The organism is Pantoea sp. LS15, from assembly GCF_012241585.1.
Taxonomy (GTDB): domain Bacteria; phylum Pseudomonadota; class Gammaproteobacteria; order Enterobacterales; family Enterobacteriaceae; genus Enterobacter.
In genome coordinates, this window is record NZ_JAAVXA010000014.1 from 113,360 (window position 1) to 128,898 (window position 15,539).

18 protein-coding genes, 1 tRNA gene and 1 pseudogene are annotated in these 15,539 nt (G+C 52.1%); 11 read left to right on the forward strand and 9 right to left on the reverse strand.

What is annotated here, in order from left to right; all coding sequences use genetic code 11:
- Positions 1–53: 53 nt before the first annotated feature.
- Positions 54–584, forward strand: coding sequence for a lipocalin family protein (locus tag HED65_RS18400; RefSeq protein ID WP_114979658.1), 531 nt, complete (start codon positions 54–56; stop codon positions 582–584).
- Here HED65_RS18400 and sugE read toward each other — a convergent pair.
- Positions 581–898: a quaternary ammonium compound efflux SMR transporter SugE gene (sugE, locus tag HED65_RS18405; RefSeq protein ID WP_114979659.1), complete on the reverse strand. Its 318-nt coding sequence runs from the start codon at positions 896–898 to the stop codon at positions 581–583. The two genes, HED65_RS18400 and sugE, sit on opposite strands and share 4 nt — an antisense overlap.
- 262 nt (positions 899–1,160) lie before the next feature.
- Between sugE and HED65_RS18410 the strand changes: the two genes are divergently transcribed.
- Positions 1,161–1,760, forward strand: coding sequence for a response regulator transcription factor (locus HED65_RS18410; protein WP_114979660.1), 600 nt, complete (start codon positions 1,161–1,163; stop codon positions 1,758–1,760).
- A gap of 37 nt (positions 1,761–1,797) precedes the next feature.
- On the opposite strand, the gene ecnB is transcribed toward HED65_RS18410, so the two are convergent.
- The 3 genes from ecnB to efp all read right to left on the reverse strand — a co-directional run bounded on the left by ecnB (position 1,798) and on the right by efp (position 2,799).
- Complete coding sequence (gene ecnB, locus HED65_RS18415; protein ID WP_114979661.1) at positions 1,798–1,944, reverse strand: lipoprotein toxin entericidin B; 147 nt, start codon at positions 1,942–1,944, stop codon at positions 1,798–1,800.
- A 108-nt stretch (positions 1,945–2,052) separates the two neighbouring features.
- Positions 2,053–2,184 carry an entericidin A/B family lipoprotein gene (locus HED65_RS18420; protein ID WP_013095266.1) on the reverse strand — a complete coding sequence of 44 codons (132 nt, stop codon included), beginning with the start codon at positions 2,182–2,184 and terminating at the stop codon, positions 2,053–2,055.
- Between the two features lie 48 nt (positions 2,185–2,232).
- A complete protein-coding gene (gene efp, locus HED65_RS18425) occupies positions 2,233–2,799 on the reverse strand; it encodes an elongation factor P (protein WP_010427766.1) in 567 nt (188 codons plus the stop codon).
- Between the two features lie 40 nt (positions 2,800–2,839).
- On the opposite strand from efp, the gene epmB reads away from it, so the two are divergent.
- A complete protein-coding gene (gene epmB / locus HED65_RS18430) occupies positions 2,840–3,868 on the forward strand; it encodes an EF-P beta-lysylation protein EpmB (protein WP_114979662.1) in 1,029 nt (342 codons plus the stop codon).
- A gap of 47 nt (positions 3,869–3,915) precedes the next feature.
- Here epmB and HED65_RS18435 read toward each other — a convergent pair whose 3' ends face one another.
- The 3 genes from HED65_RS18435 to HED65_RS18445 all read right to left on the reverse strand — a co-directional run bounded on the left by HED65_RS18435 (position 3,916) and on the right by HED65_RS18445 (position 6,372).
- Entirely contained in the window at positions 3,916–4,269 is a 354-nt protein-coding gene (locus HED65_RS18435; protein WP_114979663.1) for a DUF4156 domain-containing protein, read from the reverse strand.
- A gap of 134 nt (positions 4,270–4,403) precedes the next feature.
- Positions 4,404–6,047: a chaperonin GroEL gene (gene groL / locus HED65_RS18440; RefSeq protein ID WP_114979664.1), complete on the reverse strand. Its 1,644-nt coding sequence runs from the start codon at positions 6,045–6,047 to the stop codon at positions 4,404–4,406.
- Between the two features lie 31 nt (positions 6,048–6,078).
- Entirely contained in the window at positions 6,079–6,372 is a 294-nt protein-coding gene (locus tag HED65_RS18445; protein WP_003855929.1) for a co-chaperone GroES, read from the reverse strand.
- A gap of 179 nt (positions 6,373–6,551) precedes the next feature.
- Here HED65_RS18445 and yjeH point away from each other — a divergent pair, with 179 nt between their 5' ends.
- Positions 6,552–7,790, forward strand: coding sequence for an L-methionine/branched-chain amino acid transporter (gene yjeH, locus HED65_RS18450; protein WP_114979665.1), 1,239 nt, complete (start codon positions 6,552–6,554; stop codon positions 7,788–7,790).
- Positions 7,791–7,823: 33 nt separating this feature from the next.
- Here yjeH and HED65_RS18455 read toward each other — a convergent pair whose 3' ends face one another.
- Positions 7,824–8,288: an FxsA family protein gene (locus tag HED65_RS18455; RefSeq protein WP_025758222.1), complete on the reverse strand. Its 465-nt coding sequence runs from the start codon at positions 8,286–8,288 to the stop codon at positions 7,824–7,826.
- A gap of 335 nt (positions 8,289–8,623) precedes the next feature.
- On the opposite strand from HED65_RS18455, the gene aspA reads away from it, so the two are divergent.
- From aspA to HED65_RS18485, 6 genes are all read left to right on the forward strand, one after another.
- Positions 8,624–10,060, forward strand: coding sequence for an aspartate ammonia-lyase (aspA, locus tag HED65_RS18460; protein WP_003855923.1), 1,437 nt, complete (start codon positions 8,624–8,626; stop codon positions 10,058–10,060).
- A gap of 116 nt (positions 10,061–10,176) precedes the next feature.
- Positions 10,177–11,478 carry an anaerobic C4-dicarboxylate transporter gene (locus HED65_RS18465; RefSeq protein ID WP_032662382.1) on the forward strand — a complete coding sequence of 434 codons (1,302 nt, stop codon included), beginning with the start codon at positions 10,177–10,179 and terminating at the stop codon, positions 11,476–11,478.
- Between the two features lie 113 nt (positions 11,479–11,591).
- Entirely contained in the window at positions 11,592–11,915 is a 324-nt protein-coding gene (cutA, locus tag HED65_RS18470) for a divalent cation tolerance protein CutA (RefSeq protein ID WP_114979666.1), read from the forward strand.
- Entirely contained in the window at positions 11,891–13,582 is a 1,692-nt protein-coding gene (locus HED65_RS18475) for a protein-disulfide reductase DsbD (RefSeq protein WP_114979667.1), read from the forward strand. The genes cutA and HED65_RS18475 overlap by 25 nt, the downstream gene beginning before the upstream one ends.
- A 49-nt stretch (positions 13,583–13,631) precedes the next feature.
- Positions 13,632–14,207: a transcriptional regulator gene (locus tag HED65_RS18480; RefSeq protein ID WP_114979668.1), complete on the forward strand. Its 576-nt coding sequence runs from the start codon at positions 13,632–13,634 to the stop codon at positions 14,205–14,207.
- 127 nt (positions 14,208–14,334) lie between these two features.
- Positions 14,335–14,410 (forward strand) — tRNA-Phe (locus HED65_RS18485).
- A 140-nt stretch (positions 14,411–14,550) separates the two neighbouring features.
- On the opposite strand, the gene HED65_RS18490 is transcribed toward HED65_RS18485, so the two are convergent.
- Positions 14,551–14,943: a hypothetical protein gene (locus HED65_RS18490; RefSeq protein ID WP_114979671.1), complete on the reverse strand. Its 393-nt coding sequence runs from the start codon at positions 14,941–14,943 to the stop codon at positions 14,551–14,553.
- 366 nt (positions 14,944–15,309) lie between these two features.
- Between HED65_RS18490 and HED65_RS18495 the strand changes: the two are divergent.
- Positions 15,310–15,539, forward strand: a pseudogene (locus HED65_RS18495) (hypothetical protein); the annotation flags it as partial.

Genomic DNA, 15,539 nt, shown 5'->3' on the forward strand with positions numbered 1-15,539 from the left:
GCATTTTCCTTGCCGTCATCTACACTTAACAAAAAAACAGTAAGGAAACTCCTATGCGCATTCTGCCTGTTATCGCCGCGGTGACAGCCGCGTTTTTAGTGGTTGCCTGTAGTTCCCCTACCCCACCTTCTGGCGTTACCGTTGTCACGCCTTTCGATGCACAACGCTTCCTCGGAACATGGTATGAAATCGCCCGCCTGGACCATCGGTTTGAACGGGGCTTAGAGAAAGTGACAGCACATTACAGCCCAATGGATGATGGCGGTATTCAGGTTATTAACCGGGGTTATAATCCTGATCGGGAGATGTGGCAGCAGTCGACAGGAAAAGCATACTTCACTGGCGACCCACGGAGGGCCGCGCTCAAAGTCTCCTTCTTTGGCCCCTTCTATGGCGGCTACAACGTGATAGCACTCGACAAAGAGTACCGCCATGCGCTGGTTTGCGGGCCGGATCGCAACTACCTGTGGATACTCTCCCGCACGCCGACCATTTCGTCTGAGATGAAACAGCAGATGCTGGATGTTGCGACCCGACAGGGGTTTGATGTGTCAAAACTCATCTGGGTAGAACAACCCCATTAATGCGTGCTGAGTTTCAACCCAATGATACCGGCCACGATCAGAGCGAGGCTGGCGATACGCGCCAGGCTCGCTGACTCTCCCAGCAGCAGAATGCCCGTGATGGCCGCGCCTACGGCGCCAATCCCTGTCCAGACAGCATAAGCCGTTCCCACAGGCAGAGAACGCATCGCCCACGACAACAGGACGATACTCACTATCATCGCGCTAACGGTAATGACGCTGGGCGTCAGACGGGTAAATCCGTGGGTGTACTTGAGACCAATCGCCCATACCACTTCGAGCAGGCCGGCAATTAAAAGAACGATCCAGGACATTTCAGGCTCCTTAACTTACAGGTAAGTTGGGGCCGTCCCCGGTGAAAGATACGCTTACGGGTCGTCCCGCAAGGCAAAGATTACGCCCTTTATTTTGCTTAGCGTGCGATTTTTTTTCAATCCTTTTCTGCTGAACACGTTAAGGCAAGAAATAGCCGCAGTATGGCGCGGAGTTCAGGCATTTATCACTCATCTGACTTCTCTATGATGATGTGCTTTCTGATGGCAGGAAGCCAAACCACTAGCCGACTGCGAATAAAATATGTTCAAAATTCTATTGATTGACCGTTGTCACTTCACCCGTGCAGGGTTTGAAGCATGGCTCAATCACTCCGGTTTGTTCCCGGGGCACTACGTTGTGACCGGGCTGAATAATCTATTTCTTGCCAGAGAGCACATTCTGCAATGGAAACCCAATCTGGTTATCGCTGACCTTTACGGTTTCAGGCAGGATATTCACCATTACCAGCAGCTCTCTACCTTACTTAACGCCAGTGAAAGATTACCTTTTATCTTGCTGCAATCGGGAGAAGACAGCGGTATGAAAGACTGGCTCAGACAGTTCCCTGTCTGGTCTTCGCTGTTGAAAGATACCGTTCTTGAAGAACTGGCAACGGTGATCAACGACGCATTAATCTCACACAAGAATGCTGACAGACCAAAAGTCGCAGTCCCCCTGCTGACTCGCCAGGAAGAGAAGGTGCTGACATTGTGGATGGACGGCGCGAGCAATCAGAAAATTGCCGCTCACCTGAGTATCAACGGGAAAACGGTCTATACCTATAAACGAAATATCCGCATGAAATTGCATATGGATACCCGTTTTTCACCGTTTTTATCCCTGCAGGAATCAGAAAGCTGACGGTACGAAACCCGTCAGGTCTCGTACCGTTTGTTAATTACTGCTGAGCTTTTGTTGCAGCGCCAGAGATTGCGTTACCACCTTCAGAAATATCCTGACCTACGCCACGCGTGGTATTACAGGCAGTTAACACAGAAGAAAGAACCAGGACTGAAAAGATCGCTGCAATTGTCTTCTTAACCATAATATCTTCCTTTTATAGCCAAAGTTGTTTTGTGTATAGCAACTTAAGAATAGACAAAATCCCGTCAGTTGACGGAAAGGGAGACATTTTTAGGAAAAGTAAACGAACTTAGCTGGCTGCATGAGAAATGATATGACCAAGATCCTGGATATCTTCCCCCATTCCACGCGTAGTGTTACAGCCGGAAAGCAAGGCGCTGGAGAGTGCTAACAGAAGTAGAATTTTAACGGTACGTTTCATCATCCCTGCCTGCAAAAATCAGGCGCAGCGGGCGCTGCGCCTTTACTATTACTTCACGCGAGATACGTATTCGCCGGAGCGGGTATCCACTTTGATCACTTCGCCAGTCTGTACGAACAGTGGAACTTTAACCACTGCACCGGTAGACAGTTTGGCTGGCTTACCACCAGTACCTGCGGTGTCACCTTTCAGACCTGGATCGGTTTCAACGATTTCCAGCTCAACGAAGTTCGGTGGGGTCACAGCGATAGGCTGGCCATTCCACAGGGTTACGATGCACTCAGCCTGATCCAGCAGCCATTTCGCGCTATCACCTACCGCTTTCTCATCAGCAGACAGCTGTTCGAAAGTGGAGTTGTTCATGAAATGATAGAACTCACCGTCGTTGTACAGGTAGGTCAGGTTCATATCAACAACATCAGCGCCTTCAGCAGAGTCAGTAGACTTGAAGGTTTTCTCAACACGAGTACCGGTCAACAGGCGGCGCAGCTTAACGCGTGCGAATGCCTGGCCTTTACCTGGTTTAACGAATTCGCTGGCTTCAACCGCGTACGGTTCGCCGTCCATCATGATTTTAAGACCAGCACGAAAATCGTTGCTATAGTACGTTGCCATAAGGCCCTCTAAATTTGTTAACTGGTAGCTAAGCCACAAAATGGCGCATATTGTAACCCTAAACACCCCGTCCAGAGAAGATTGGTTATCGCAACTTGCCGATGTAATCACCAGTCCTGATGAATTGCTGCGTCTTTTAGACCTCGATCAGCACCCAGAGTTGCTTGCAGGCCGTGAGGCGAAGCGCCTCTTTGCCTTGCGTGTTCCCCGCGCGTTTGTTGCCAGAATGGAGAAGGGGAACCCCGATGATCCTTTATTAAAACAAACGCTTACCTCGCAGGATGAGTTTATTACTGCGCCGGGATATAGCACTGATCCTCTGGAAGAGCAGAACAGTGTGGTGCCAGGTTTACTGCATAAGTATCTCAACCGAGCCCTGCTGCTGGTAAAAGGTGGCTGCGCGGTAAATTGTCGTTATTGCTTCCGTCGGCACTTCCCGTATGCGGAAAATCAGGGTAATAAACGCAACTGGCAGGTCGCGCTGGACTATATTGCCGCCCATCCCGAGCTGGACGAGATCATTTTTTCCGGTGGTGACCCGCTGATGGCGAAAGATCATGAGCTGGACTGGCTGCTAAACCAGCTTGAAGCCATCCCGCACATCAAACGTCTGCGTATTCATAGTCGTTTACCAATTGTCATTCCAGCACGTATCACTGATGCTCTGGTTTCACGTCTGGAGCAGTCCCGTTTGCAGGTGCTGCTGGTGAACCACATTAACCACGCCAATGAAATCGACAGCGAGTTTCGTGCGGCAATGGTACGTTTGCGTAAAGCAGGGGTAACACTGCTGAACCAGAGCGTGCTGCTGCGGGGCGTGAATGATAGCGCCCGTGTACTGGCTGATCTGAGCAATGCCCTGTTTGATGCCGGAGTGATGCCCTATTACCTGCACGTGCTGGATCGCGTTCAGGGTGCGGCACATTTCATGGTAACGGATGAAGAAGCCCGGCAGATTATGCGCGAACTGTTAACGCTGGTTTCAGGCTATATGGTACCGAAGCTGGCACGTGAGATTGGCGGTGAGCCGAGTAAGACGCCGCTGGATTTACAGCTGCGGCAGCACTAGTTTCCCCTCACCCTAACCCTCTCCCACCGGGAGAGGGAAAAAGGCAATCAGTTCGGGCACTTGTAGACCTGGCCATTCATCTGGCTGGCGGTCGGCACGAAGCTGGACAGCATACTCTGCGTTGGGCTGCTTACGCCGTAAATCACGTTCCCACCCATGGCCGCAGCCTGGTTACGCAGGGCATTCGCTGCACCGCGCATAGAACCACCTTCCTCGCCATGCTGACCCGACATCCAGTTGCTTTGCTCACCGCTTGCCGTGCCTAACAGCTGACATTCACTGCCAGGCTTATCTTCCACAAAGCGAACGCCCTGGCCCGCTGCCGACAGTTCATTGCTGGAGCTACAACCCGCCAGCAGCAATGCTGCTCCTACGATCCCTGCACAGACTTTTACGCGCATGTTATTCCTCGTTTTCAATAAGCTGGACAGTAGTTGTCCGTGTGTAAACCTTATACCTAAAAGATGACCAAAAGAAAAACCCCCGAGCATTTCTGCCCGGGGGTTTTTCACATTCTACGACGTAGAGCGCACGATTACATCATGCCGCCCATACCGCCCATGCCGCCCATACCAGCAGCACCTAAGTCAGGTGCGTCGCCTTTAGGCAGGTCAGTCACCATGCACTCGGTAGTGATCATCAGACCAGCAACAGATGCCGCGTACTGCAGAGCAGAACGAGTCACTTTAGTTGGGTCCAGGATACCGAAGTCGATCATGTTGCCGTATTCTTCAGTCGCTGCGTTGTAACCGTAGTTACCTTCGCCTGCTTTCACGTTGTTCGCAACCACAGATGGCTCTTCACCGGCGTTGGATACGATCTGACGCAGAGGCGCTTCCATTGCACGCAGTGCAACTTTGATACCCACGTTCTGATCTTCGTTCTGTGCAGTCAGGCCAGCCAGTTTAGCGGCAACACGCACCAGCGCAACACCACCACCAGCAACCACGCCTTCTTCTACCGCAGCACGGGTCGCGTGCAGGGCATCGTCAACGCGTGCTTTCTTCTCTTTCATTTCAACTTCAGTCGCTGCACCCACTTTGATGACTGCAACACCGCCTGCCAGTTTCGCTACGCGCTCCTGCAGTTTTTCACGGTCGTAATCAGAGGTGGCTTCTTCGATTTGCTTACGGATCTGACCAACACGGCCCTGGATAGCAGCTTCTTCACCTACGCCATCAATGATGGTGGTGGTGTCTTTGTTGATCACAACGCGTTTAGCCTGGCCCAGGTCTTCCAGGGTCGCTTTTTCCAGCTCCATACCGATCTCTTCAGAGATAACGGTACCGCCAGTCAGAGTCGCGATATCCTGCAGCATCGCTTTACGGCGATCGCCGAAGCCAGGTGCTTTAACCGCAGCCACTTTCACGATGCCACGCATGGTGTTAACCACCAGGGTCGCCAGCGCTTCGCCTTCAACGTCTTCAGCGATAATAACCAGCGGTTTGCCTGCTTTCGCAACGGCTTCCAGCACTGGCAGCATTTCGCGGATGTTGGAGATTTTCTTGTCAGCCAGCAGGATGAACGGGCTTTCCAGCTCAACAGCGCCAGTCTCTGGCTTGTTGATGAAGTATGGGGACAGGTAACCGCGGTCAAACTGCATACCTTCAACCACGTCCAGTTCGTCTTCCAGACCGGTACCGTCTTCAACGGTGATCACGCCTTCTTTACCGACTTTATCCATCGCTTCTGCGATCAGTTTACCTACGGTTTCGTCGGAGTTAGCAGAGATGGTACCTACCTGAGCAATGGCTTTAGAGTCAGAGCATGGTACAGACAGAGATTTCAGTTCTTCAACAGCAGCAGCGACAGCTTTGTCGATACCACGTTTCAGATCCATTGGGTTCATGCCAGCAGCAACGGCTTTCAGACCTTCGGTGATGATAGCCTGCGCCAGTACGGTCGCGGTGGTGGTACCGTCGCCAGCAGCGTCGTTCGCTTTAGAGGCAACTTCTTTCACCATCTGCGCGCCCATGTTTTCGAACTTATCTTCCAGCTCGATTTCACGTGCTACAGAAACACCATCTTTGGTGATGGTTGGCGCGCCGAAGGATTTATCCAGCACTACGTTACGGCCTTTCGGGCCCAGAGTTACTTTAACTGCATCTGCCAGTACGTTTACGCCGCGGAGCATTTTTACACGAGCGTCGTTACCGAATTTTACGTCTTTAGCTGCCATGTTCTTATTTCCTCAAATTCTCGTGCGTAAATTACGCTTCAACAATTGCCAGAATGTCGCTCTCGGACATGATCAACACTTCTTCATTGTCGATCTTCTCGGATTTCACGCCGTAGCCATCGTTGAAAATTACGATGTCACCAACTTTAACGTCCAGTGGCTGCACAGTTCCGTTTTCTAGGATGCGGCCCTTACCGACAGCGATGATTTCGCCACGCGTTGATTTGGCTGCTGCAGAACCGGTCAGAACGATGCCGCCAGCAGACTTGGTTTCAACTTCTTTACGTTTGACGATCACACGATCATGTAACGGACGAATACTCATTGATAGCTCTCCTTTGAGAAAGTCATTATCAGTTATGGATGACGCCGGCCCGCATGCGATTTTCCGGCTAGTGCCCTGAGAGATGGGGATAGCTTTTTACCCCTTCAAGGGGGAGTTGAAAAAAAAATTTGCGAAAGTGTTACCATCGCCTCTCTTTTAGTACTGGCAGGGCGATGTCAATGAGTGGACTCAAGCAGGAGTTGGGGCTGGCGCAAGGCGTTGGCCTGCTCTCAACCTCCTTGTTAGGAACAGGCGTATTTGCCGTACCCGCACTGGCGGCGATGGTATCCGGAAATAATAGCCTGTGGGCGTGGCCGGTGCTGATTGTATTGGTTTTCCCGATAGCCATTGTGTTTGCCATCCTGGGGCGGCATTATCCCAGCGCGGGTGGCGTGGCGCATTTTGTCGGGCTGGCCTTTGGCCCGCGGTTGCAGCGTGTTACCGGCTGGCTGTTCCTTTCAGTGATACCGGTTGGTCTGCCTGCGGCGCTGCATATTGCGACCGGCTTTGGTCAGGCGCTGTTTGGCTGGCATAACGAGCAGCTGCTGTTAGCCGAACTGGGTACGCTGGCGATTGTCTGGTGGGTCGGTTCGCGTGGAGCCAGTTCCAGCGCCAATCTGCAAACGCTGGTCGCAATCCTTATCGTCGCACTGATTGTCGCTATCTGGTGGGCAGGAAATCTCACCGTAGCGGAAATCCCCTTCCCGGCACTCACGGATGTCGACCATTCACAGCTTTTCGCCGCGCTCTCCATCATGTTCTGGTGTTTTGTCGGTCTGGAAGCCTTTGCCCATCTGGCGTCGGAATTTAAGCAGCCTGAACGCGATTTCCCCCGCGCGCTAATGATAGGCCTGCTGCTGGCAGGTACAGTCTATTGGGCGTGTACCGTGCTGGTATTGCACTTTAACGCATTCGGGGCGGATAAAGCGGCTGCCGCCTCGCTACCAGGCATTGTGGTGCAATTGTTTGGGGTGAAAGCCCTGTGGGTGGCCTGCGTGATTGGTTATCTTGCCTGTTTTGCCAGCCTCAATATCTACATTCAGAGTTTTGCCCGCCTGGTGTGGTCGCAAGCGTTGTACAAGCCTGAAAATCGTCTCGCGCGTCTGTCAAAACGCCAGCTTCCGCTGAATGCCCTGAATGCCGTACTGGGCTGCTGCGTGTTGAGTACGCTGTGTATTTACGCCCTGAATATCAATCTGGATGCGCTAATCGTCTACGCCAACGGCATTTTCATCATGATCTACCTGCTGTGCATGCTGGCGGGTTGTCGTCTGCTGAAAGGTCGCTACAAAGCGCTGGCGGTCATCGGGGGAATACTGTGCCTGCTGTTGCTGGCAATGGTGGGATGGAAGAGCGTGTACGCTATTGTCATGCTGGTAGGGCTGTGGCTGTTTTTACCAAAACGGCAGAATCCGTAGGCCCGGTAAGCGAAGCGCCACCGGGCAAAAAAATCAGCGATCGTCTTTATGGTCTAAACGGTCGTGCTGTTCATCCTTACGTTGGTATTCCCCTTCAAACGTATCACCCGGGCCGGTGCTGAAGCCACCGCCCGGCATACGACTAAAGCGCAAATGCGGCAGCAGCTTCATGGTCAGGTGCTTTTGCACCGGCGGCAGAAGCAATAAAAGGCCGAGGAAGTCGGTGAAGAACCCCGGCAGAATCAGCAGCAGACCCGCAATAATCAGCGACACGCTTTTGATCATCTCCGCGGCCGGGCTTTCACCTGCAGCCATTTTCTGCTGCATTATCAGGAAATTTTTGAAACCCTGATTACGCACCAGCGACATGCCGATGACGGAGGTGAAAATCACCAGAATCAGCGTCAGCAGGACGCCCAGCACATGGGCAACCTGGATGAAAATGGAAATCTCAATGTAAACATAGAGAAAGAAAGCAATAAACGGTATCCAGCGCACTGGCATCTCCTGTGTGGCAGGTGCCGTTGGGCCCCTGTCTGAATGTGTTCGCGACGCGCGTCTGTATGAGATGGTGACGGTTAGCGAAATTTCAATCAGTTTGCACGGATATTTTTTTTGGAAATATTAAAGCGGTGACTCATTTCACAGATTAATAATTATCATGGAATCGGCTCGATAATAAGTGATCCAGCTTACGGCAATTCGCTATCATCAGCATATGATCTCGAGCATCTGGCTGATTGAGGGAATAATCGTCGGTCAGAAAATATTCAAAACCACATTAATACTGTGTGTTTAGTACAATCCATCGGCAGCTTGAAAAGAAGGTTCACATGTTAAACAACATTCGTATCGAAGAAGACTTGTTGGGTACCAGGGAAGTTCCAGCGGATGCCTACTACGGTGTCCACACTCTGAGAGCGATTGAAAACTTCTACATCAGCAACAGCAAAATCAGCGACATCCCTGAATTTGTCCGTGGCATGGTGATGGTGAAGAAAGCCGCAGCACTGGCCAACAAAGAGCTGCAAACCATTCCTAAAAGCGCGGCAAATGCGATTATCGCGGCCTGCGATGAAGTGCTGAACAACGGCAAATGTATGGACCAGTTCCCGGTTGACGTCTATCAGGGCGGCGCGGGCACCTCCGTCAACATGAATACCAACGAAGTACTGGCAAACATTGGCCTGGAGCTGATGGGTCACCAGAAAGGTGAATACCAGTACCTGAACCCGAACGACCACGTTAATAAATGCCAGTCCACCAACGACGCCTACCCTACTGGATTCCGCATTGCGGTATATGCTTCCGTGGTGAAACTGGTGGATGCGATCAACCAACTGGGTGATGGCTTCCAGCGTAAAGCGGTTGAGTTCCAGGATATCCTGAAAATGGGTCGTACCCAATTACAGGACGCAGTGCCAATGACCCTCGGCCAGGAATTCCATGCGTTTAACGTGCTGCTCAACGAAGAAACGAAAAACCTGCTGCGCACCTCCGAGTTGCTGCTGGAAGTGAACCTGGGCGCAACCGCCATCGGTACACGTCTGAACACCCCGGATGGCTATCAGCAACTGGCGGTACAGAAACTGGCTGAAGTCTCTAACCTGCCGGTTGTCCCTGCAGAAGACCTGATTGAAGCGACCTCTGACTGTGGCGCTTATGTGATGGTACACAGTGCCCTGAAACGTCTGGCGGTGAAACTGTCCAAAATCTGTAACGACCTGCGCTTGCTCTCCTCTGGTCCGCGTGCTGGTCTGAACGAAATCAACCTGCCAGAACTGCAGGCGGGTTCGTCCATCATGCCAGCCAAAGTGAACCCGGTGGTGCCTGAAGTGGTGAACCAGGTCTGCTTCAAAGTCATCGGTAACGACACGACTGTGACCATGGCCTCTGAAGCGGGTCAGTTGCAGCTGAACGTGATGGAGCCAGTGATTGGCCAGGCGATGTTTGAATCCATTCACATCCTGACCAACGCCTGCTATAACCTGCTGGAAAAATGCATTAACGGCATCACAGCGAATAAAGAAGTCTGTGAAGGTTATGTCTACAACTCCATCGGGATCGTCACCTACCTCAACCCGTTCATCGGTCACCACAACGGTGACATCGTCGGTAAGATTTGCGCCGAAACCGGTAAGAGCGTACGTGAAGTGGTTCTGGAACGCGGACTGTTGACCGAAGCCGAGCTGGACGATATCTTCTCGGCCCAAAACCTGATGCACCCGGCATATAAAGCGAAACGATATACCGATGAAAGCGAACAGTAGCAGTTCAGGCTAGGCTTCTTTAAGGCACGTCACTTGTGACGTGCCTTTTTTCTTTTTAGGCGTTACCAAAATACAACAATTCAATATCAACTTGTTAATAAGCAAGGCAGGTCCTTATGTTTGGAGCAGAACTCGTCATCGTCTTGTTGGCGATTTATTTGGGAGCAAGACTCGGGGGTATCGGCATTGGTTTTGCCGGCGGTCTCGGGGTGCTCGTTCTTACACTTATCTTTCAGATCAAACCCGGTGCAATACCTTTTGACGTTATCGAAATCATCATGGCAGTTATTGCCGCTATCGCAGCGATGCAGGTGGCAGGCGGTATGGACTACCTGGTGAGTCTGGCGGAGCGTATGCTGCGCCGCCATCCAAAATACATCACCTTCCTTGCCCCGCTGGTGACATGGTTTATGACCATTCTCGCGGGAACCGGACACACCGCATTCTCCACGCTGCCGGTGATTACCGAAGTGGCGAAAGAACAAGGTATCCGTCCGTCTCGTCCGCTCTCCATTGCGGTAGTTGCGTCGCAAATTGCCATCACTGCGTCGCCAATTTCCGCTGCCGTGGTCTTCTTCGCCGGTATTCTTGAACCGATGGGCGTGAGTTACCTGACGCTGCTGGCGATCTGTATTCCGGTGACGCTGATTGCGGTGATGATTACTGCCGTACTGTGTAACTTCCTTGGCGCCGAACTGAAAGACGATCCGGTGTATCAGGAACGTCTGGCTAAGGGTGAAGTGAAACTGCGTGGCAGCCAGGTCTTCGAACTGAAACCACATGCAAAACGCTCCGTATTGCTGTTCCTGATCGGTATCGTCGCAGTCATGTTCTACGCGACCGCCATCAGTGACACGGTGGGCTTGATCCAGAACCCGGTGCTGCCACGTAACGAAGCGATTGTGGTGTTCATGTTGACCATCGCGACGCTGATTAGCATCACCTGTAAAATCGACACCAGCGAAGTGCTGAATGCCAGCACCTTCAAATCTGGCATGAGCGCCTGCGTCTGCGTACTGGGCGTTGCATGGCTCGGTGATACATTCGTGAAAGCACACATCAGCGACATCCAGACCGTTGCGGGTGACCTGCTGCACAACTACCCATGGCTGTTGGCGGTAGTCCTGTTCTTTGCCGCTACCCTGCTTTACTCTCAGGCGGCGACCACCAAAGCGCTGATGCCTGCAGCACTGATGCTGGGCGTAACGCCACTGACGGCAATCGCTTCGTTTGCGGCGGTTTCTGCTCTGTTCGTTCTGCCAACCTATCCAACCCTGCTGGCCGCAGTGGAGATGGACGACACCGGTTCAACCCGTATCGGTAAATACGTGTTTAACCATGCGTTCCTGATCCCTGGTGTGGTCGCGATTTCGCTCTGCGTGATCCTCGGCTTTATCATTGGTGGTGTGGTGCTGTAAACGGTGAGTGGTTGTAAAAATAGTTAAAATCGGGCCGCTCTGCGGCCCGTTTCATTAATGACCAATCGTCTTGCGTGATATAGTGAAGACTTTCGTGATGAGGAGGTCGACTTGTGAACACGCCTGATGCTGTTGTCGTATTGTGTACCGCCCCTGATGAAGCCTCTGCCCAGGATCTCGCCGCCAAAGTGCTGGCCGAAAAACTGGCAGCCTGCGTTACGCTCCTCCCCGGAGCCACTTCCCTTTACTGCTGGGAAGGTAAACTGGAGCAGGAGTACGAAGTTCAGATGTTGCTAAAAACGAATCAGGTGAACCAGCAGGCACTCCTGGACTGCCTCAAATCTCATCACCCTTACCAAACCCCAGAACTGCTGGTATTGCCAGTAGTCCACGGCGATAACGACTATCTCTCATGGCTCAACGCTTCCTTACGCTGATCCTGCTGCTGTGCAGCTCGTCAGTATTTGCCGGGTTGTTTGATGCACCCGGCCGTTCGAATTTTATCCCTGCCGACCAGGCGTTTGTTTTCGATTTTCAGCAAAACCAGCACGACCTGAATCTCACCTGGCAGGTCAAAGAGGGGTATTACCTCTACCGCAAGCAGGTCAGTATCACACCTTCCCAGGCAAATGTGGGCGCTTTACAGATGCCTCCAGGCGAGTGGCATAAGGATGAGTTTTACGGCAAAAGTGAAATCTACCGCCAGCGCTTAAGCGTCCCGGTCATTGTGAATCAGGCCGAAAAAGGTGCCACACTGACCGTGACTTATCAGGGCTGTGCCGATGCGGGCTTTTGTTATCCCCCTGAAACGAAGGTGGTTCCGCTCAGTGAAGTTAAAGCTGCGGCCACCTTTTCCCCTCTCCCCTCAGGCGAGACAAGCGATGAGCGCACAGACCTTCCTTTCTCAGCACTTTGGGCCTTGCTGATCGGTATTGGCATAGCCTTTACACCGTGCGTGCTGCCAATGTATCCGCTCATCTCTGGCATCGTGCTGGGCGGTAAGCAACGGCTTTCCACCGCTCGCGCCCTGCTGTTGGCCTTTATTTATGTGCAAGGCATGGCGTTGACCTACACAGCCCTTGGCCTTGTGGTTGCCGCTGCCGGGTTACAGTTCCAGGCGGCACTTCAACATCCTTATGTGCTTATTGGCTTGTCGGTGGTCTTCATCCTGCTGGCACTGTCGATGTTTGGCTTGTTTACTCTGCAACTACCGTCATCGCTGCAAACCCGCTTAACGCTGATGAGTAATCGTCAGCAGGGGGGCTCGGCGGGTGGGGTATTCGCGATGGGAGCCATCGCCGGTTTGATTTGTTCCCCGTGCACTACGGCCCCACTGAGCGCCATCCTGCTCTACATTGCCCAGAGCGGCAATATGTGGCTCGGCGGGGGTACGTTGTACCTTTATGCTTTAGGGATGGGTCTGCCACTCATTCTGGTAACCGTATTTGGTAATCGTCTGCTGCCGAAAAGTGGCCCGTGGATGGAAACGGTGAAAACCGCGTTTGGCTTTGTCATTCTGGCACTCCCGGTGTTTCTGCTGGAGCGTATTATTGGTGATATCTGGGGGATGCGACTGTGGGCAATGCTCGGCGTAGCCTTCTTCAGCTGGGCATTTATCACAAGCCTGGGGGCGAAAAAGCCATGGATGCGTCTGGTGCAAATTTGTCTGCTCGCTGCCGCACTGGTGAGCGTACGTCCGTTACAGGACTGGGCGTTTGGCACAAACGTTGGTGAGACACAGGCACATCTGAACTTCACCAGGGTAAAGACTGTGGATGAGCTCAATAGCGCTCTGGATCAGGCAAAAGGCAAACCGGTGATGCTCGATCTCTATGCTGACTGGTGTGTCGCCTGTAAAGAGTTCGAAAAATACACCTTTAGCGATCCACAGGTGCAAAGCGCTCTGAAAGAGACTGTTCTCCTCCAGGCGAACGTCACAGCCAACAGTGCGCATGACAAGGCCCTGCTGAAGCAACTTAATGTTCTCGGCCTGCCAACCATTTTGTTCTTCAATGACCAGGGGAAAGAGCAGCCGGAACAGCGCGTAACCGGGTTTATGGATGCGGCGGCTTTCAGCACACATTTGCGTGATCGCCAACCGTAAACAACACTTTAGACGGGACAAACCGTTGGGAATAGCGGAGGAGAAAACCGTGCAACGTGAAGACGTACTGGGACAAGCCCTGCAATTACTTGAGATTCAAGGGATCGCCAGCACCACGCTTGAGATGGTAGCCGACCGTATCGATTACCCTCAGGATGAGCTTAAGCGCTTCTGGCCGGATAAAGAGGCTCTGCTTTATGATGCTCTGCGCTATCTCAGCCAGCAGGTTGATGTCTGGCGCAGGCAACTGATGCTGAATGAAGAACTGACAGCGGAACAAAAGCTGCTGGCGCGCTATACCGCTCTGACCGAATGTGTCAGTAACAACCGTTATCCGGGCTGCCTGTTTATTGCAGCCTGTACGTTCTATCCTGATCCTGGCCATCCTATTCATCAGTTGGCGGATCAGCAAAAACGGGCGGCGCATGACTTCACCCACGAACTGCTGACCACACTGGAAGTGGATGACCCGGCGATGGTGGCTAAGCAGATGGAGCTGGTACTGGAGGGTTGCCTGAGCCGCATGCTGGTAAATCGTAGCCAGGCTGATGTGGATACGGCGCACCGACTGGCTGAAGACATTCTGCGCTTTGCTCAATGCCGTATGGGCGGAGCACTGACGTAAGCAAATCGGTTAAATTTGCCATATTCAGCGCGTAAACCGTCAGATTGTCGCAAACTTAAGCAATTGAACGGCTTTTCCTGAAATAAGGTTGACGATAAGGCCTGATTGCGGTTTAATGCGCTCCGTTGCCCGGATAGCTCAGTCGGTAGAGCAGGGGATTGAAAATCCCCGTGTCCTTGGTTCGATTCCGAGTCCGGGCACCACTATTTAGAAAACCCAGCCTATGGCTGGGTTTTTGCTATATGGCTACGGCCGATTTCTGGGCGCTGATAAGCGTGGCTTTCATGCAGGCACGCTTACGCTAATAGCCCGGTAAGTTAATACAGGCGGTGGCTCTTTTTTATCACTTAATTTTGCCGGATAAATTGCTGACCTGATTTGAAAGGTTGTCGTTGCTCCGCTTCATGTCATCAAGGCTTCTTTGCAATCGCTCGATCTTACTCTCCTGCTCAGAATTCTTTCTCTCAAGCTGTAAAACCTTCTGAGTTAGCTCATCGACTTTGCTGTTGTCGGACTTCATCTTCCTCAGGCTATCCTGCATCTCCTTTAGATCCGACGCCCTGAAATCAGAAGGCTCGATTTCATCTGCATCAGAAATTACCGGGATATATCCTATATTAGCGCTGCTGGGTTTGATACTAACCTGAACTTTATTTAGACCCGCAGAGTATGCATAATCTATTGAAGAAAAATAAAAAAAAGAAACAACACACAGACCAGACAGATATTTATTCATTTCTAACGTCCTTTTAAATTTGTCAATCACTTCCAGGAGTCTCCTTCTGGCATCACCCGCTCAGAATAAAACACATGACTTAGCCTCTGGCAGTTCATAAACGGGGTTACAGAGCAGAAGATACTATTCGTTTTTCATTATAATACGCGTTTCCTCTCCCCCAAAATCCAACCGCCACCCGCTCATTTTCTGCTACCTTATATCCGCCGGTATCGAGATAAGCGCGTTACCACGCACCTTGTATCTCCCATGCCCGTCAAAGAAATAATCCTGCTTAGCGCCTGCCTGTCAGGGCACCTTGTCCGCTACAACGGTACCGATAAATCCTGTTCCTCAGATCTGCTGTAACACTGGCGCGATGTAACGCAGCCGTGTGTGCTGGCGGCGTGGCTGGCGTTGAAAACTACGCAGAGTCAGGGCTGTCGGTTTGTGATTATGACCGACGGTAGCCCAACCTGCGGGAGCCAGAATGTATATGACGGGGCATCTAGCGGGATGAAGGTGCCGAGCGAAGGGGGCAAGGCAAAGTCGCCACTTGACCTTTTTTACGCACAAAGCAAAAAACCCCGCACCTTTCGGTACGGGGTTCTTCTTGA